This window comes from Herbaspirillum sp. C7C8 (genome assembly GCF_022627875.1).
Taxonomy (GTDB): domain Bacteria; phylum Pseudomonadota; class Gammaproteobacteria; order Burkholderiales; family Burkholderiaceae_D; genus Herbaspirillum.
In genome coordinates, this window is the sequence record NZ_JABXGG010000007.1 from 133481 (window position 1) to 149807 (window position 16327).

The following is a 16327-nucleotide window of genomic DNA, read 5'->3' on the forward strand; positions in this document are numbered from 1 at the left end:
TTCTGCTGGAGCAGACCAGACTCAGTCCACCGCCTTGACCATATCCTCGATGACCTTCTTGGCATCGCCAAAGACCATCATGGTCTTGTCCATGTAGAACAGTTCATTGTCCAGGCCGGCATAACCGGCGGCCATGGAGCGCTTGTTCACGATCACGGTCTTGGCCTTGTAGGCTTCCAGGATGGGCATGCCGGCAATGGGTGACTTGGGATCCTTGGCCGCCGGGTTGACCACATCGTTGGCGCCCAGCACCAGTACCACGTCGGCCTGGGCGAATTCGCTGTTGATGTCTTCCATCTCGAACACTTGGTCATACGGCACTTCGGCTTCAGCCAGCAGCACGTTCATATGGCCGGGCATGCGACCCGCCACCGGGTGGATCGCGTATTTCACGGTCACGCCGTTGTGGGTCAGCTTTTCGGTCAATTCCTTCAGTGCGTGCTGCGCACGTGCGACGGCAAGCCCGTAACCTGGCACGATGATGACGGTTTCTGCATTTCCCATCAGGAACGCCGCATCATCGGCCGATCCCGACTTGACGCTGCGCTGCTGCTGCGCCCCGCCACCAGCGGCGGCTGCTTCGCCGCCAAACCCGCCCAGGATCACGTTGAAGAAGGAGCGGTTCATCGCCTTGCACATGATGTAGGAGAGGATCGCGCCGGACGAACCCACCAGCGAACCCGCGATGATGAGCATGGAGTTGTTCAGCGAGAAGCCGATGCCCGCCGCCGCCCAGCCGGAATAGCTGTTCAACATCGAGACCACCACTGGCATGTCGGCCCCGCCGATGGGGATGATGATGAGCACACCCAGTGCAAAGGCAATGGCCGCCATGATGATGAAGGGCAGCCAGTTTTGCGTGAGTACGAAGATGATGCCGAAGCCGATCATGGCCACCGCCAGCAGCAGGTTCAGGAAATGCTGGCCGGCGAAGTTGACCGGCGCACCCTGGAACAGGCGGAACTTGTACTTGCCCGAGAGCTTGCCGAAGGCGATCACCGAACCCGAGAAGGTGATGGCCCCCACGAAGGTACCGATGAACAGTTCCACCCGGTTGCCCACCGGGATCAGCTGCCCGTGCGCGGAAATGCCCAGCGCCCACGGCTCGGCCACCGCCGCCACCGCGATACAGACCGCCGCCAGACCGATGAGCGAGTGCATCGCCGCCACCAGTTCGGGCATCTTGGTCATCTCCACACTGCGCGCCAGATAGGCGCCGATGCCGCCACCGACGATCACGCCACCGGCCACCAGCAGGTAGCCGATGTCGCCGGACGGATTGCCGCCCTCGCCCTTGAGCTTGACGATCAGCGCCAACGTGGTCAGCACCGCGATGACCATGCCGGCAATGCCGAAGCTGTTGCCACGACGCGCCGTGGCCGGGTGCGAGAGGCCCTTCAGGGCCTGGATGAAACAGATCGATGCGATCAGGTACAGCAGGGTCACCAGGTTCATGCTCATGCTTGTTCTCCCGACTTGGCCTTGGGCTCTTTCTTCTTGAACATTTCCAGCATGCGCTGGGTCACCATGAAGCCGCCAAACACGTTCACCGCCGCCAGCGCCACGGCCAGCGTACCGGCGATGCGGCCGACCGTGCCTTCAGTGAGGCCCGCCGCCAGCATGGCGCCGATGATGATGATGGCCGAGATGGCATTGGTCACCGCCATCAGGGGCGTGTGCAAGGCCGGGGTCACCGTCCAGACCACGTGGTAGCCAACGTAGATGGCCAGCACGAAGATGATCAGGTTGATGATGGTGTGGCTGACTTCCATGGTGTTCCTCCTTGTGAGGCAGCCCGCCGGTGAAACGGGCCGCATGGTTCTTGTCGAGGGTCAGATTGCCTTGAGGCTGGTGATGCGGTTCTTGTCGTCCACGAAGACCACCTTGGGCTTGTAGGTGGCGACTTCTTCATCGCTCATCGGGGCATAGGTACAGATGATGAGCAGGTCGCCCAGGTGCGCCAGGCGGGCAGCCGCGCCATTGAGTGAAATCTCGCCGCTGCCGCGCTTGCCGCGAATGGCATAGGTGGAGAAACGTTCACCATTGTTGACGTTGTAGAGTTCGATCTTCTCGAACTCGCGGATGTCGGCCGCTTCCAGCAGGTCTTCGTCGATCCCGCAGGAACCTTCATAGTTCAGGTCGCACTGGGTGACCGAGGCGCGATGGATCTTGGCGCGCAGCATGATGCGTTGCATGGACTTCTTCCTTCTTGATTCTGAATGTAATGGACTTGAGGGGGGCTAAACGCCCGGGTTTTCTGCCGACCCGGGCCGGCAGATTCATTTGCGCAGGATCTCGCCGCCCTGGCAGAGCAGCGTGGCCGCGACGATATCGTCTTCCTTGTTGATGACCAGCTTGCCCTCGGCGTCGATGATCAGCTTGAGGAAATCCAGCACGTTGCGCGCATACAGCGCCGAGGCGTCGGCCGCCACCAGGGCCGCCAGATTGCCTTCGCCGATGATGTGCACGCCGTGCTTGATGACGGTCTTGCCGGGTTCCGACAGGGGACAGTTGCCGCCCTGGTCGACTGCCATGTCCAGGATCACTGAACCGGGCTTCATGGCCTTGACCGTGTCTTCGCTGATGAGCACCGGTGCCTTGCGGCCGGGGATCAGGGCGGTGGTGATGATGATGTCGGCCTGCTTGGCGCGTTCGTGGACCAGCTCGGCCTGGCGCTTCATCCAGTCCGCAGGCATGGGGCGGGCATAGCCGCCCACGCCCTGGGCAATCTCTTTTTCTTCCTCGGTCAGGAAGGGCACGTCAAGGAATTTGGCGCCCAGCGATTCGATCTGTTCCTTGACCGCCGGACGCACGTCGGAAGCCTCGATCACCGCCCCCAGGCGCTTGGCCGTCGCAATGGCCTGCAGGCCCGCCACCCCGGCGCCCATGATCAACATGCGCGCAGCCTTCACGGTGCCAGCTGCTGTCATCAGCATGGGCATGAAACGCTGATAGGTGTTGGCGGCCATCAGCACGGCCTTGTAGCCGGCAATGTTGGCCTGCGAGGACAGCACGTCCAGCGATTGCGCGCGGGTGGTGCGGGGTGCGGCTTCGAGAGCGAAAGCGGTGAGGCCGGCGGCGGCCATGGCGGCGATGTTGTCGGCATCGAAGGGATTCAACATGCCGATGACCACGGTGCCCGGCTTGAGGCGAGCCCGTTCGGCCTCATTGGGGGCGCGCACCTTGAGCAGGATCTCGGCGGTGTAGACGGCTTCGGCGCTGCCGATGCTGGCACCGACGGCCACATAGGCCTCGTCGGGAATGCTGGACTTCACCCCGGCGCCGGACTCCACCATCACTTCGTGCCGGGCCGCCACCAGTTTCTTGACGGTTTCGGGGGTGGCGGCGACACGGGTTTCTCCGTCCCGGCTTTCGGCGGGGATCGCTATCCTCATTCCTGACTCCTTTTTTTGTGGATTCTTGGCCCAATCTTACACGACTCGCCTTGCCGGGCGAGAAATTGTCCAGCCTGCAAGAAAGCCTCGCGATGCCGCGCCACAGCGGCGCTGGCGCTGAAGAATGGGCCTCGACAGGGTAAAATGAGGGATTCACGAGGTCATCAATGTCTGAAGTCTGGAAACCCTCTGTCACCGTAGCCGCCATCATCGAGCGCGACGGGCGCTTTCTGATGGTGGAGGAACATAGCGCCGGCGGGCTGCGCATCAACCAGCCGGCCGGCCATCTGGAACCGGGCGAATCCCTGATCGAGGCGGCTGTCCGCGAGGCGCTGGAAGAATCGGCGCATGTCTTCACACCCACGGCGTTGGTGGGGACTTATCTTTCGCGCAACGTGTCGTCCTCGCGCGGTGGCCTGTCGGTCACCTACCTGCGCTTTGCCTTTGCGGGGACGGTCGGCGAGGCCCTGGACCGGCCGCTGGACGAGGGCATCGTGCGTGCCGTCTGGATGACACGCGACGAACTGGCGGCTTGCGCCGGACGACATCGCAGCCCATTGGTGTTGCGTTGCGTGGACGATTACCTGGCCGGCCAGCGCGCAGCGCTGGAACTGGTGCATACGGATCCCAGCGCCATCGGCACCCTGCCCGCCTGACGCGGGCGCATCACCTGGCGGACTTCTTTACGGGAGGCCGCATTGAACGGAAACAACATGAGCAAGAAAAGAGTAGTCATCGGCATGTCGGGCGGCGTGGATTCGTCGGTATCGGCATGGCTGCTGAAGGAACAGGGCTATGAAGTCATCGGCCTGTTCATGAAGAACTGGGAAGATGACGACGATTCGGAATACTGCTCCACCCGCGAAGACTGGATCGACGCGGTCAGCGTGGCCGATGTGGTCGGGGTGGATATCGAGGCAGTCAATTTTGCTTCCGAATACAAGGATCGCGTCTTCGCCGAATTCCTGCGCGAATACCAGGCTGGCCGCACGCCCAATCCGGATGTGCTGTGCAATGCCGAGATCAAGTTCAAGGCTTTCCTCGATCACGCCATGAAGCTGGGCGCCGACCTGATCGCCACCGGCCACTACGCGCGAGTGCGCCAGGGGCCGCAGGGTGACTTCCAGCTGCTCAAGGCGCTCGACGCCAGCAAGGATCAGAGTTATTTCCTGCATCGCCTGAATCAGGAGCAACTCTCGCGCACGGTCTTCCCCTTGGGCGAGATCCACAAGACCGAAGTGCGCAAGATCGCCGAGCAGTTGCAACTGCCCAATGCGAAGAAGAAGGACTCGACCGGCATCTGCTTCATCGGCGAGCGGCCTTTCCGTGAATTCCTGAACCGTTATCTTTCCTACAAGCCCGGCCCCATCAAGACCGCCGATGGCAAGACGGTGGGTGAACACGTGGGCCTGTCCTTCTATACGCTGGGCCAGCGCAAGGGCATCGGCATCGGCGGCCTGAAGGCGCACCAGAACGCCGATGGCCATGGCGATGCCTGGTACGTGGCGCGCAAGGATGTGGACAACAACACCCTCTATATCGTCCAGGGACATGAGCATCCCTGGCTGCTCTCGCCGACGCTGTCGGCCGGACAGATCAGCTGGGTGGCAGGCCACGCGCCGCAACTGCCGGCACTGTCGGCCAAGACGCGCTACCGCCAGGCTGACGTACCCTGTGGCTTTGCCGATGCCGGCAGCAGCTTCTCGCTGGCCTTCGACACGCCGCAATGGGCGGTCACCCCGGGACAGTCGGCAGTACTGTACGACGGCGACGTCTGTCTGGGTGGCGGCATCATCGAAAGCGCTGCCCTGCCGGACTGATCTTTCATCAAGGCAATTCTTGAACGCCCCGTGCGCGAACTTCGCGGCGGGGCGTTTTCTTTTGGGCAAGCTTGACAGCCTTGTTAGCCTTGAAGTGTTTCCCGCAAGACCCTAAGTGATAAAAATTATCAATCAGGGCGATAAAAGGACTTGCAATCCCGCCGCAAATCGCAAATAATCTAAATAAGAATTGTTCGCATTTAATAGGAGGTGATTGTAATGAGCCAACTGAACGACAACAGCATGGACCGTCGCAACAAGCCGGGCACGACCGCCAACGGGACTCCGATCACACGCATCAAGAGCACGGACCTGTTCCGTCAGATGCGCGAACTGGAGATCGATCATGGCGGCCGCATCTACAAGCTGCGGCTGACGCAGTTGAACAAGCTGATCCTGACGGCGTAAGCCGGCAGCATCAAGACCAGGTGGATCCATAAACAGGCCAGCCAGTGTCGTCCGTCATGACGCACCGCCAGCCAAGCTAGCCCAGCGAGGAGAGTTTGATGGTCAACGAGAACATGACGTCCACATTCGTGGAACCGAGCAACGCACCGGCCCAGCCTGAACTTCTGGTGTCCGCCGTGCTGCATCTGATGTCGCACTACACCGCCAACAACAGCCAGGAAACGCAGAGCTGCGTGAAGCTGGCTTCGGTGATCGAAAGACACCTGAAGGCGCTGGCGGATTTGCCCAATCTGGCACCGGTGCTGCGGGCGACCTGCCAGCAGTTGTCGGAACAGTGGGCGCATGTGGTGGAACGGACGATGCCGCCGCAGGAAAAATTCAACTTCTTCTCGCGCATGGTTGCAGGAGCGAGATCCTAGCCATCGTCAAGACAAGAGCCTGATGAAGCAGGCAGCAAGGCGTAAAATGATCGTATGTGTTTGTAACAACATCTCTGAAGGCAAGATCCATCAGGCGGTCGACGCAGGCATGACCTCCATGGCCGAGCTGCGCAAGCAGCTTGGCGTGGGGACTTGCTGCGGCAAATGCCATTCCTGCGCCAAGAACGTCCTGCGCGAATGCCTCAGCAGTTCCCGTCAAACACAGCAAGGTGCGCGTCCGATGGTGTTCCATCCCTCGCTGGTCGCCGCCTGATTAAGATCAATGAACGCCATTTCACCGTCTCTCATGAGTATCAGCCCACCCAGCGCCCTGATGCGCCAGGCACGCAAGATCGGCCCCCTGGGCCTGATCATCCTGTTGCACATCGCCTTTTTCTGGGCGCTGCAAAGCGGCCTGGTCCACCAGGTTGCCAGCGCCGTTCCCAAGGAAGTGATCGCCACCTTCATCGTCCCCGAGAAGGCGCCCGAACCCGCGCCGCCCAAGGCCGAGCCGGCCCCTCCCAAACCGGTGAAGATCGTCAAGAAGGTCGTGACCCCGCCCAAACCGATCCCGGTGACCGAAACCCCGGCCCCGACCGCCATCACCGCACCGCCCCAGCCGCCGCAACCGGCTGCGCCCGCGCCGCAGGTGGCCGCCGAACCGACCCCGGCCCCGGCCGCCCCACCCGGCCCGGTACTGCCCAAGCAGATCACCTCCGGCATCGAATACATCGAGAAGCCCAACCCGACCTATCCCAGCGTCTCGCGCCGCATGGGTGAAGAAGGCGTGGTGGAGTTCCGCGTGACGGTCAACACCAGCGGTCGTGCCGAAAAGGTCGAGATCACCAAGTCTTCCGGTTATTCGCGCCTGGATGATGCTGCCCGCAACGCCATCATGCGTGCCGTCTTCAAGCCGTACATCGAAAACGGCCGTGCGATCACCGTCAGCACGGTCGGCAGCCTGGCCTTCCGCCTGAACTGAGCAAAGCATCTGGCCTGGCCGGGGTTTTCCCGGCCATGCAGTCATTTCGTTTCATCATTCCCCATCTGATAGCCAAAAATAGAAGGAAACATCATGGAAGTTAGTCCGTACGGATTGGAAAGCCTCTGGGCCCAAGGCGATTTCGTTACCAAGGGCGTCGCCGTCCTGTTGCTGGCCATGTCGATTGCGTCCTGGTACGTGATCTTCACCAAGGCCTTCCAGCTGCTGCGTTTCCGCAAGGCCTCGGCCGCTGCCGGTCACCAGTTCTGGGATACCACCAGCCTGCCGGAAGGCGTAGCCACCTTGGGTCATGACAATCCCTTCGCCGAAGTGGCCAAGGCCGGTGTTACCGCCATGAGCCACCACACCGCCCACAAGGGTCACCTGCATGACCAGCTGTCAGTGAGCGACTGGGTCACCCTGTCGCTGCGCCAGGCCATCGACGAAGCCTCCGGCAAGCTGCAGACCGGCATGGCCGTGCTGGCCTCGGTCGGCTCGACCGCACCCTTCGTTGGCCTGTTCGGTACCGTCTGGGGCATCTACCACGCGCTGGTGTCCATCGGCACCACCGGCCAGGCCAGCATCGACAAGGTCGCCGGTCCCGTGGGCGAAGCCCTGATCATGACCGCCCTGGGTCTGGCCGTGGCCATTCCCGCCACCTTCGGCTACAACGCTCTGGTGCGCGGCAACAAGACCACCATCGCCAAGCTCAACAAGTTCGGCTTCGACCTGCATGCCCTGTTCGTCACCGGTGCCCGCGCGGCCGGTGAAGATGGCCAGCCCAATGGCGGCAAGGCCAAGCTGACCGCCGTCGGGAGGGCATGATGGGCATGGGTTCCCTGTCCGATTCGGACGACGATTTCAATCCCGAGATCAACACCACGCCGCTGGTGGATGTGATGCTGGTCTTGCTGATCATCTTCATCATCACCATCCCGGTGATGAACCATGCGGTCAAGATCGATCTGCCCAAGGCCAGCAGCCAGCCGGACCAGGTCAAGCCGGAAAGCATCAATCTTTCCATCGACGCGGCCGGCAACGTGTTCTGGAATGAGGAAAAGATCGACAGCAGCGCATTGAGCGTGCGCATCGCCACAGCGGCACAAAAGCAGCCGCAACCCGAAATCCACCTGCGCGCCGAGCGCACCACCCAGTATGAAAAGGTGGCGCAGGTGATGTCGGCCGTGCAATCCGGGGGACTCACCAAGATCGGTTTCGTGACCGATCCTGACAAGAAGTAATCCCCCGTCGCAAGCCCACCAGGGACTGCTGCCCGGCAAGGCGCATCCCCGCATGCGCCTGCCAGGCGGGCCTGCTCCCGGAAAACCTCCCTCGCGTCGCGAGGGAGGTTTTTTTTGATTTTCAGTCAACGAGACAATCAAGGTAAGAATGATTACTGCTAATTCTTGATGAACAATCAAACCAACTCGACTATCATCCGACCGTCCGCGGTCCGGCAGCTATACGTCACCCATAATTAACGCGGTTTTCCTCTCACATCATTTTTAAAGGTAATCCCCATGAAAGGCGATCCCGCAGTCATCAAGTTGCTCAATGCTCAACTGACCAATGAGCTCACCGCCATCAACCAGTACTTCCTGCATGCGCGCATGTACAAGCACTGGGGCCTGGACAAGATCGGCGCCAAGGAATACGCCGAATCCATCGGCGAAATGAAGCACGCTGACAAACTGATCGACCGTATCCTGATGCTCGATGGCCTGCCCAATCTGCAAGCGCTGCACAAGCTGATGATCGGCGAAAACACCCAGGAAATGCTGCAATGCGACCTGAAGCTGGAACAGGCGGCCCACAAGACCGTCAAGGAAGGCATCGCCACCTGCGAGCAGCATGGCGATTACGTCTCGCGCGAACTGTTCCAGATGATCCTGGACGACACCGAAGAACACATCGACTGGCTGGAAACCCAACTGGATCTGATCGACAAGGTCGGCATCCAGAATTACCTGCAAAGCCAGATGTCCCCGGCCAGCGAGTAATCGCCAGCCCCGGGCAAACAAAAAGCGCGCTCATCCGGGCGCGCTTTTTTCATGGGTCCATCACCAGGACGGCAATGTTGCATTGCCTCACAGATGCGGCACGGTTTCCTTGAAGCTGGCCCGTTCCGACACCTTGTCAAACAGGCGTGCCAGCTGGGGATGATCCTCGCGCCACGCCAGGTCCGGGAAACGGAATGCCAGCCAGCCCAGTGCACAACCCACGGCCACGTCGGCCAGGGTGTAGTGGTTGCCCACGCAGAAGGGCTTTTCCCCCAGGCCGTCGGCCATCGCCTTCAACGACGCCTCGACCTTGCTCCATTGGCGCTTGATCCATTCCGGACTCTGCTGCTTGGTTGGACGCAAGGTCTTTTCCAGACGTACCAGCACGGCCGCATCCAGCGCGCCGTCGGCCAGCGCTTCCCAACACTTGATCTCGGCGCGTTCGCGACCGTTCGGCGGCAGCAGCTTGCCTACCGGCGTGAGAGTATCGAGGTATTCGACGATCACCCGCGAATCGAACATGGCACCGCCATCATCCATCAACAGGCAGGGCACCTTGCCCAGCGGATTGCTTTCCTGGATGGTGGTCGATGCACTCCAGACATCTTCCAGGAGGAATTCGTAATCGATCTTTTTTTCGGCCATCACGACGCGCACCTTGCGCACGAACGGACTGGCATTGGAGCCGATGAGTTTTAGCATAGCGTGTGGAGTAATGATCTCGTTCGATTATAACATTCGCATTTCCTGACAAATTTATGAAGAATCAAGCCAGGAACGGAAAGCAACGGTCCCTGCGGACCGCGCCGGACGGGAAAATTGGGCCGTCCGGCGTGCCGATGGTAAAATGCTTGGCTCGGGCGGTTCGGGTTTTGGCACAAAAGCCTGCCAAAACTCGCCAATCTTCAGTCAACGCATCTCATCCGTTTTCATCTTTTCCATCATGTCCCTCTCTGCTCTCTCGGCCCTGTCCCCGCTGGATGGCCGCTACGCCTCCAAGACCGATCAACTGCGTCCGCTGCTGTCTGAAGCGGGCTTCATGCACCATCGCGTGAAGGTCGAGATTGCCTGGCTGCAAGCGCTGTCCGAAGCCGGTTTTGCCGAGATCAAGCCGTTCTCGGCCCAGGCGCGCGCGCTGCTGGACAAGCTGGCCGCCGACTTCACCGAAGCCGACGCCGCCCGCATCAAGGAAATCGAAGCCGTCACCAACCACGACGTGAAGGCGGTCGAATATTGGCTCAAGGAAAAAGTGAAGGATGTGCCCGAACTGGTGGCCGCTTCCGAATTCATCCACTTCGCCTGCACCTCCGAAGACATCAACAACACCTCGCACGGCATGATGTTGAAGGCCGCGCGTGACACCGTGCTGCTGCCCTCGCTGCAAGCCGTCATCGCCAAGCTCACCGCGCTGGCCCACGAACACGCCGCCGTGCCGATGCTCTCGCGTACCCACGGCCAGCCGGCCAGCCCGACCACCCTGGGCAAGGAAGTGGCCAACGTCGTGGCGCGCCTGCAACGCGCAGCCAAGCGCATCGCCGCCGTCGAGATCCTGGGCAAGATGAACGGTGCCGTGGGCAACTACAACGCCCACCTGTCGGCCTACCCGCAGACCGACTGGGCCGCCTTCTCCAAGGATGTCGTGGAAAAGCGCCTGGGCCTGACCTTCAACCCCTACACCATCCAGATCGAGCCGCACGACTACATGGCCGAGCTGTTCGATGCCGTGGCCCGCACCAACACCATCCTCTTGGACCTGAACCGCGACATCTGGGGCTACATCTCCCTGGGCTACTTCAAGCAGCGCACCAAGGCCGGCGAAATCGGCTCCTCGACCATGCCGCACAAGGTCAATCCGATCGACTTCGAAAACTCCGAAGGCAACCTGGGCATGGCCAATGCGGTCCTGAAGCACCTGGCCGAAAAGCTGCCGGTCTCGCGCTGGCAGCGTGACCTGACCGATTCCACCGTGCTGCGCAACATCGGCGTGGGCTTCGGCTACACCCTGCTGGCCTACGACAGCTGCCTGCGCGGCCTGAACAAGCTGGAAGTGAATCCGCAGCGCCTGGCCGACGACCTCGACGCCACCTGGGAAGTGCTGGCCGAGCCGGTGCAGACCGTCATGCGCCGCTATGGCATCGAGAATCCGTATGAGCAACTCAAGGAGCTGACCCGCGGCAAAGGCATCTCCAAGGACGCCCTGCGCGACTTCATCAATGGCCTGGCCATCCCGCAAGAGGCCAAGGATCATCTGCTGGCCATGACCCCGGCCAATTACATCGGCACCGCCGTGGAACTGGCCAAGCAAATCTGATCGTTCCTCTTCAAGATCCACAAACTGAACGAATGGCGCACAGCAATGTGCGCCATTTTTCATTTATGCCATCAAAATCGTGAAGCATTCTGAGGATTACTCGCAAAACCGGACGGCTGAAGTGCCATTTCAGCGAGTAATGCGAGCAGCCAAAGCTCTTTATACTCGGCAAGGTCAAAAAAAGTGGCATGATCGCTTGCCGCCAGGAATCTTTCGGGATTTCTCGACGCCAGCCCGGCCCGCCCGCCTGCAGAACCATTGCAGAGCCAGCCGCTCCAACTGCCACCTACGCTCGCCACATCCTATGGAACGCTATACCAAACCCGCCGTGCTGCTGCACTGGCTGATTGCCTTGTTGATCATCTCCGCCTTCGGTCTGGGACTGACCATGGTCAACATTCCCGGCCTGACGCCGACCAAGCTGAAGTATTTTTCCTGGCACAAGTGGCTGGGCGTGACCGTGCTGGCCCTGGTCTGCGTGCGACTGCTGTGGCGTCTCACGCACAAGGCTCCGGCCTATCCGGCCAACATGCCGGGCTGGCAGCAATCGGCCGCGCATGGTCTGCACCTGGGGCTGTATGTGCTGATGTTCGCCATTCCGGTCTCGGGCTATTTCTACAGCCTCTCTGCGGGCGTTCCGGTGGTGTATCTCGGTGTGTTGCCGCTGCCGGTGCTCATGGCCCCCAGCCCTGAGCTCAAGCCGCTGCTCAAGGAGCTGCACTACTGGCTCAACATGACCCTGCTGGCCGCCTTTGCCCTGCACGTGCTGGCTGCGCTGAAGCATCAGTTCATCGATCGCGACAATATCTTCAAGCGCATGCTGCCCTGATGCCCTGCAAGCCGCTTGTTACGCAAGAACATTCATATTGCTCGTTTTTTTTTACGGAACCCGCCATGACCACCTCCCGCTTCTTCAAACCCACCCTGCTGGCCCTCGCCACGGCCTGCCTCACCCTCTCCGCCCAGGCGGCCCCGCTCAAGGTGGATGCCGCCAAGAGCACCGTCGTCGCCACCTTCAAGCAACTGAACGTGCCGGTCGATGCCAAGTTCAAGAAGATCAACGCCGCCATCGACTTCGACGCCGCCAAGCCGGAACAGGGCAAGGCCTCGGTGGACATCGACGTCTCCAGCTTCGACCTGGGTGAAGCCGAGTACAACAAGGAAGTGCAGAAGAAGGAATGGTTCAACGCCGCCCAGTTCCCCAAGGCCAGCTTCGTGAGCAGCAGCATCAAGGCCGCCGGGGCAGGCAAGTATGACGTGGCCGGCAAGCTGACCATCAAGGGCAAGACCACCGATGTCAGCTTCCCGCTGACCGTCAAGAAGGACGGTGCTGCGCAAGTCTTCGACGGTGTGCTCCCCATCAAGCGCCTGACCTACAACATCGGCGAAGGTGAATGGAAGGATACCGGCATGGTGGCCGATGAGGTGAGCATCAAGTTCCACATCGTCGCCCAGTAATTCGACCCGACAACATCACAAGAAGTCGTTCCGCGCCATGACGCACCGCCCTGCAAGGGGCGGGCTCCCCAGCGGTTTTTCTCACTCAAGGAATCAATACACATGAAACTGAATCACCTCCTGCTCGCTCTGCTCACGGCCACTGCCGCCGTCTCCGCCAACGCGGCTGACACCTACAGCATCGACCCCAGCCACACCTATCCCAGCTTTGAAGCGGACCACATGGGCGTGTCCATCTGGCGCGGCAAGTTCGACAAGACCAGCGGTACCGTCACGCTGGATCGCGCCGCCAAGACCGGCACCGTGGACATCATTGTCGACACCGCCTCGATCGACTTCGGCATGGCCAAGATGAACGATCACGCCAAGAGCGCCGACATGTTCGACGTCGCCAAGTACCCCACCGCCGAATACAAGGGCACGATCAAGTTCAACGGCGACAAGCCGGCCACGGTCGAAGGCAAGCTGACCCTGCACGGCGTGACCAAGCCGGTCACCCTGACCCTGAACAAGTTCACCTGCATCCAGCATCCCATGCTCAAGCGCGAAGTCTGTGGCGGCGATGCCTCGGCATCCTTCAACCGCGCCGACTTCGGTATCGACTACGGTGCCAAATATGGCTTCTCGATGGAGACCAAGCTGGCCATCCAGGTCGAAGCCATCAAGACCAACTGATCTTTCCCGGTACGGGCGGGACCTGGTTCCGCCCAGGCCAGGCGTGAAAGCCGATGCGATAATGCATCGGCTTTTTTATTGGCGCGCCTTGCTTGCGATCATGGAGCAATCGGCTGCCAGGCCGCACAATGGCTCGCATTCGCCGTTTTGCTGCTCTGCAAAACATTTTGAAACGCGCTAATCTAGCGCTACTCCCCAAGGAGCAAGAAGCATGTCGTTAGCAGACCTACGTAAAGACTACAGCCGCGCCAGCCTGTCCGAAGTCGACACGGCCGCCGACCCGATTGACCAGTTTGCCGTCTGGTTCGAGGAAGCGACCAAGGCCCAGGTCCCCGAGCCCAACGCCATGAGCGTGGCCACCGTCGGGGCCGATGGGCGGCCTTCTTCGCGCATCGTGCTGATCAAGCAGTTCGATGCGCAGGGCTTTACCTGGTTTACCAACTACGACAGCCGCAAGGGCGTCGATGTAGCGGAAAATCCCTACGTGGCGCTGCTGTTCCACTGGGTAGAACTTGAACGCCAGGTCCGCATCGAAGGAAAGATCGAGCGCGTGAGCATGGAAGAAAGCGACGCGTACTTCTACAGTCGCCCGCTGGCCAGCCAGCTCGGCGCGATCGCCTCGCAGCAGAGCCGGACCGTGGCCAGCCGCGAGGCACTGGAGCAGCAATACGAAACGACCAAGCAACAGTTCGGGGAGCATCCGACCCGTCCGCAGCACTGGGGCGGTTACCGCGTGATTCCCGATCGCATTGAATTCTGGCAAGGCCGCCCCTCCCGCATGCACGACCGCGTGCTCTATACGCGTTCCGATGCGGGCCAGTGGCAACGGCAGCGCCTGCAGCCCTGACGACATCCCCATGCCAGGCAGGGCCGTACAGCATTCATCACTGACGCGGAGGACATCGTGTTTTGGGAAAAGAAGCTAGACGCCTGGGTAGAAAACATTCGCAACGTGTCGGCCCTGCCACTGCGGCTGGAGCTATGGAACGGACAGCATTACGACTTCAGCAGCGGCACGCCCGAAGTCACGCTCAAGGTTCCGCATGCCTCAGCCATCACTTCACTGCTCACGCCCTCGCTGGCCAACCTGGGCGAGGCCTACGTCGAGGGCAAGATCGAGGTCGAGGGCAAGGTCAAGAGCATCATTCAGGTCGCCAACGGCCTGGCTTCCAACACCCTCAAGGCCGAGGGCCGGCTGGGCCGCATGGTGCGCAACGTGACGCACACCAAGAAGCGCGACGCCGAAGCCATCCAGTATCACTACGATGTCTCCAACGACTTCTACAAGCTGTTCCTGGATGAGAACATGGTGTATTCCTGCGCCTACTTCGAGAACGGCGACGAGGACCTCGCCACGGCCCAGCTCAAGAAGATCGACCACATCCTGCAGAAGATCCAGTTGAAGCCCGGCCAGACCCTGCTCGACATCGGTTGCGGCTGGGGCGCACTGGTATTGCGGGCGGCGCAGAAATTTGGCGCGCGCTGCGTGGGGGTGACGCTCTCCAGGAACCAGTACGCCCTGGCACGTGAGCGGGTGGAAGCGGCCGGTCTCAGCGACCGCATCGAAATCCGCCTGCAGGACTACCGCGACGTCACCGGCACCTTCGACCGCATCACCTCCGTGGGCATGTTCGAGCATGTGGGCATCAAGAATTTGCCGACGTATTTTGCCCAGATCAGGAAGCTGCTGGCCGATGGCGGCATGGCCATGAACCACGGCATCACCAGCACCGACATCGAGAATGGCGAGTCGCCCTATGGCGCCGGTGAGTTCATCGACAAGTACGTCTTCCCCGCCGGCGAACTGCCGCACATCAGCACGGTACTACGGACCATGCAGGAAGGCGGACTGGAAGCCTTTGACGTGGAAAACCTGCGGCGCCACTATGCCCGCACCTGCGGTATCTGGGCCGACAATTTCGAAGCCAATGCCGAGGCCATCCATCGCGTGACCGACGAGAAGCGCTACCGCATCTGGCGCGTCTACCTGGCCGGCAGTGCTTACGGTTTCGAACGTGACTGGATTTCGCTGTATCAGGTCATCTGCACCAAGGCCGGCCGCAGCGCACAGCAGCTGCCCTGGTCGCGCAAGTACATCTACGCACAACAATAAGCATTCGCCAGCTCCATAAAGCAACGGGCCTGCCCTCTTCCGGGGGCAGGCCCGTTGTACGTCATACGTGGTAAGTAGTGATGCGCAGCGAGGCTTTATTCAGGCTTGCTCTTCTCGGCAAACACCTCCCGCAGCTTGGCCACCTTGGGCGCCACCACGAAGGCGCAGTAGCCCTGGAAGGGATGCTGCACGAAGTAGTTCTGATGGTAGTCCTCGGCACGGTAATAGGTTTGCGGCGGCGAGAGTTCGGTCACGATGGGGGCGTCCCATACCAGCGCCATCTCGGCGATGATGTGTCTGGCCGTGTCGTGCTGGATGTCGTCCTGATAGTAAATAACTGAACGATATTGCGTGCCCACGTCATTGCCCTGTCTGTTGAGCGTGGTCGGATCATGGATGGTGAAGAAAATTTCCAGAATCTCGCGGAAGCTGATCTGCTGCGGATCGAAGGCCAGCTTGACCACTTCCGCATGCCCGGTCTGACCGCCACACACCTGTTCATAACTGGGATTGGCGACGCTGCCGCCGGTATAGCCGGACTCCACCGACTGCACGCCCTTGACCTGCTGGTAGACCGCTTCCAGGCACCAGAAGCAGCCGCCGCCGAGTACTGCAATTTCCGTGGCCATGATGTTCTCCCGTTAAGTTGCTTGTTGCCAAACTTTACCCCAATTCAGTGCTTCAGGTACGGTCGATGTGAAGCAGTGTCAAGCTGCCAGGCAACCGTGACCGGCCGGCACGGCAAG

At 60.8% G+C, this 16327-nt stretch carries 21 protein-coding genes; 15 read left to right on the plus strand and 6 right to left on the minus strand.

Annotation, left to right across the window (positions count from 1 at the left end; all coding sequences use genetic code 11):
- Positions 1-21 precede the first annotated feature (21 nt).
- The 4 genes from HWE01_RS10850 to HWE01_RS10865 form a co-directional block, all read right to left on the minus strand.
- Complete coding sequence (locus HWE01_RS10850; RefSeq protein WP_008325655.1) at positions 22-1461, minus strand: NAD(P)(+) transhydrogenase (Re/Si-specific) subunit beta; 1440 nt, start codon at positions 1459-1461, stop codon at positions 22-24.
- The gene (locus HWE01_RS10855; RefSeq protein ID WP_006461707.1) at positions 1458-1772 is read right to left on the minus strand and encodes an NAD(P) transhydrogenase subunit alpha part 2; all 315 of its coding nucleotides are present in this window, start codon (positions 1770-1772) and stop codon (positions 1458-1460) included. Before HWE01_RS10855 ends, HWE01_RS10850 begins: the two co-directional genes overlap by 4 nt.
- A 60-nt stretch (positions 1773-1832) precedes the next feature.
- On the minus strand, positions 1833-2195 hold the full coding sequence (gene panD, locus HWE01_RS10860) for an aspartate 1-decarboxylase (protein ID WP_006461708.1): 363 nt from the start codon (positions 2193-2195) through the stop codon (positions 1833-1835).
- A gap of 84 nt (positions 2196-2279) precedes the next feature.
- Complete coding sequence (locus HWE01_RS10865; protein WP_008325649.1) at positions 2280-3395, minus strand: Re/Si-specific NAD(P)(+) transhydrogenase subunit alpha; 1116 nt, start codon at positions 3393-3395, stop codon at positions 2280-2282.
- A gap of 167 nt (positions 3396-3562) precedes the next feature.
- On the opposite strand from HWE01_RS10865, the gene HWE01_RS10870 reads away from it, so the two are divergent.
- From HWE01_RS10870 to bfr, 9 genes are all read left to right on the plus strand, one after another.
- Positions 3563-4051 carry an NUDIX hydrolase gene (locus tag HWE01_RS10870; protein ID WP_008325648.1) on the plus strand — a complete coding sequence of 163 codons (489 nt, stop codon included), beginning with the start codon at positions 3563-3565 and terminating at the stop codon, positions 4049-4051.
- A gap of 57 nt (positions 4052-4108) precedes the next feature.
- Positions 4109-5215, plus strand: a complete 1107-nt coding sequence (mnmA, locus tag HWE01_RS10875) for a tRNA 2-thiouridine(34) synthase MnmA (protein ID WP_008325643.1) — start codon at positions 4109-4111, stop codon at positions 5213-5215.
- A gap of 219 nt (positions 5216-5434) precedes the next feature.
- Entirely contained in the window at positions 5435-5623 is a 189-nt protein-coding gene (gene hemP, locus HWE01_RS10880; RefSeq protein ID WP_008325641.1) for a hemin uptake protein HemP, read from the plus strand.
- A 98-nt stretch (positions 5624-5721) separates the two neighbouring features.
- The gene (locus HWE01_RS10885; protein ID WP_008325640.1) at positions 5722-6042 is read left to right on the plus strand and encodes a hypothetical protein; all 321 of its coding nucleotides are present in this window, start codon (positions 5722-5724) and stop codon (positions 6040-6042) included.
- Positions 6043-6088: 46 nt separating this feature from the next.
- Complete coding sequence (locus HWE01_RS10890) at positions 6089-6316, plus strand: (2Fe-2S)-binding protein (protein ID WP_008325638.1); 228 nt, start codon at positions 6089-6091, stop codon at positions 6314-6316.
- A gap of 9 nt (positions 6317-6325) precedes the next feature.
- Positions 6326-7024 carry an energy transducer TonB gene (locus tag HWE01_RS10895; protein ID WP_008325637.1) on the plus strand — a complete coding sequence of 233 codons (699 nt, stop codon included), beginning with the start codon at positions 6326-6328 and terminating at the stop codon, positions 7022-7024.
- 93 nt (positions 7025-7117) lie between these two features.
- Positions 7118-7849 (plus strand): MotA/TolQ/ExbB proton channel family protein, encoded by a 732-nt coding sequence (locus tag HWE01_RS10900; protein ID WP_039786252.1) that lies wholly within the window; start codon positions 7118-7120, stop codon positions 7847-7849.
- On the plus strand, positions 7849-8265 hold the full coding sequence (locus tag HWE01_RS10905) for an ExbD/TolR family protein (protein ID WP_008325633.1): 417 nt from the start codon (positions 7849-7851) through the stop codon (positions 8263-8265). The genes HWE01_RS10900 and HWE01_RS10905 overlap by 1 nt, the downstream gene beginning before the upstream one ends.
- A 279-nt stretch (positions 8266-8544) precedes the next feature.
- A complete protein-coding gene (gene bfr / locus HWE01_RS10910; RefSeq protein WP_008325625.1) occupies positions 8545-9024 on the plus strand; it encodes a bacterioferritin in 480 nt (159 codons plus the stop codon).
- Positions 9025-9111: 87 nt separating this feature from the next.
- On the opposite strand, the gene HWE01_RS10915 is transcribed toward bfr, so the two are convergent.
- The gene (locus tag HWE01_RS10915; protein ID WP_008325623.1) at positions 9112-9726 is read right to left on the minus strand and encodes a glutathione S-transferase family protein; all 615 of its coding nucleotides are present in this window, start codon (positions 9724-9726) and stop codon (positions 9112-9114) included.
- Positions 9727-9967: 241 nt separating this feature from the next.
- Between HWE01_RS10915 and purB the strand changes: the two genes are divergently transcribed.
- From purB to HWE01_RS10945, 6 genes are all read left to right on the plus strand, one after another.
- The gene (gene purB, locus HWE01_RS10920) at positions 9968-11335 is read left to right on the plus strand and encodes an adenylosuccinate lyase (RefSeq protein ID WP_034349750.1); all 1368 of its coding nucleotides are present in this window, start codon (positions 9968-9970) and stop codon (positions 11333-11335) included.
- Positions 11336-11639: 304 nt separating this feature from the next.
- The gene (locus HWE01_RS10925) at positions 11640-12164 is read left to right on the plus strand and encodes a cytochrome b (RefSeq protein WP_241821821.1); all 525 of its coding nucleotides are present in this window, start codon (positions 11640-11642) and stop codon (positions 12162-12164) included.
- Between the two features lie 65 nt (positions 12165-12229).
- Entirely contained in the window at positions 12230-12793 is a 564-nt protein-coding gene (locus tag HWE01_RS10930) for a YceI family protein (protein WP_241821822.1), read from the plus strand.
- Between the two features lie 102 nt (positions 12794-12895).
- The gene (locus HWE01_RS10935) at positions 12896-13468 is read left to right on the plus strand and encodes a YceI family protein (RefSeq protein ID WP_008325614.1); all 573 of its coding nucleotides are present in this window, start codon (positions 12896-12898) and stop codon (positions 13466-13468) included.
- Between the two features lie 211 nt (positions 13469-13679).
- Positions 13680-14315, plus strand: a complete 636-nt coding sequence (gene pdxH, locus HWE01_RS10940) for a pyridoxamine 5'-phosphate oxidase (protein ID WP_008325612.1) — start codon at positions 13680-13682, stop codon at positions 14313-14315.
- Positions 14316-14372: 57 nt separating this feature from the next.
- Positions 14373-15581, plus strand: coding sequence for a class I SAM-dependent methyltransferase (locus HWE01_RS10945; protein WP_241821823.1), 1209 nt, complete (start codon positions 14373-14375; stop codon positions 15579-15581).
- Positions 15582-15676: 95 nt separating this feature from the next.
- On the opposite strand, the gene msrA is transcribed toward HWE01_RS10945, so the two are convergent.
- A complete protein-coding gene (msrA, locus tag HWE01_RS10950; protein WP_008325606.1) occupies positions 15677-16210 on the minus strand; it encodes a peptide-methionine (S)-S-oxide reductase MsrA in 534 nt (177 codons plus the stop codon).
- Between the last annotated feature and the right edge of the window lie 117 nt (positions 16211-16327).

Coding starts and splice junctions, on each gene's coding strand:
- HWE01_RS10850 (WP_008325655.1), bottom strand. CDS start 1,461: ATGAGCATGAACCTGGTGACCCTGCTGTACCTGATCGCATCGATCTGT.
- HWE01_RS10855 (WP_006461707.1), bottom strand. CDS start 1,772: ATGGAAGTCAGCCACACCATCATCAACCTGATCATCTTCGTGCTGGCC.
- panD (WP_006461708.1), bottom strand. CDS start 2,195: ATGCAACGCATCATGCTGCGCGCCAAGATCCATCGCGCCTCGGTCACC.
- HWE01_RS10865 (WP_008325649.1), bottom strand. CDS start 3,395: ATGAGGATAGCGATCCCCGCCGAAAGCCGGGACGGAGAAACCCGTGTC.
- HWE01_RS10870 (WP_008325648.1), top strand. CDS start 3,563: ATGTCTGAAGTCTGGAAACCCTCTGTCACCGTAGCCGCCATCATCGAG.
- mnmA (WP_008325643.1), top strand. CDS start 4,109: ATGAGCAAGAAAAGAGTAGTCATCGGCATGTCGGGCGGCGTGGATTCG.
- hemP (WP_008325641.1), top strand. CDS start 5,435: ATGAGCCAACTGAACGACAACAGCATGGACCGTCGCAACAAGCCGGGC.
- HWE01_RS10885 (WP_008325640.1), top strand. CDS start 5,722: ATGGTCAACGAGAACATGACGTCCACATTCGTGGAACCGAGCAACGCA.
- HWE01_RS10890 (WP_008325638.1), top strand. CDS start 6,089: ATGATCGTATGTGTTTGTAACAACATCTCTGAAGGCAAGATCCATCAG.
- HWE01_RS10895 (WP_008325637.1), top strand. CDS start 6,326: ATGAACGCCATTTCACCGTCTCTCATGAGTATCAGCCCACCCAGCGCC.
- HWE01_RS10900 (WP_039786252.1), top strand. CDS start 7,118: ATGGAAGTTAGTCCGTACGGATTGGAAAGCCTCTGGGCCCAAGGCGAT.
- HWE01_RS10905 (WP_008325633.1), top strand. CDS start 7,849: ATGGGCATGGGTTCCCTGTCCGATTCGGACGACGATTTCAATCCCGAG.
- bfr (WP_008325625.1), top strand. CDS start 8,545: ATGAAAGGCGATCCCGCAGTCATCAAGTTGCTCAATGCTCAACTGACC.
- HWE01_RS10915 (WP_008325623.1), bottom strand. CDS start 9,726: ATGCTAAAACTCATCGGCTCCAATGCCAGTCCGTTCGTGCGCAAGGTG.
- purB (WP_034349750.1), top strand. CDS start 9,968: ATGTCCCTCTCTGCTCTCTCGGCCCTGTCCCCGCTGGATGGCCGCTAC.
- HWE01_RS10925 (WP_241821821.1), top strand. CDS start 11,640: ATGGAACGCTATACCAAACCCGCCGTGCTGCTGCACTGGCTGATTGCC.
- HWE01_RS10930 (WP_241821822.1), top strand. CDS start 12,230: ATGACCACCTCCCGCTTCTTCAAACCCACCCTGCTGGCCCTCGCCACG.
- HWE01_RS10935 (WP_008325614.1), top strand. CDS start 12,896: ATGAAACTGAATCACCTCCTGCTCGCTCTGCTCACGGCCACTGCCGCC.
- pdxH (WP_008325612.1), top strand. CDS start 13,680: ATGTCGTTAGCAGACCTACGTAAAGACTACAGCCGCGCCAGCCTGTCC.
- msrA (WP_008325606.1), bottom strand. CDS start 16,210: ATGGCCACGGAAATTGCAGTACTCGGCGGCGGCTGCTTCTGGTGCCTG.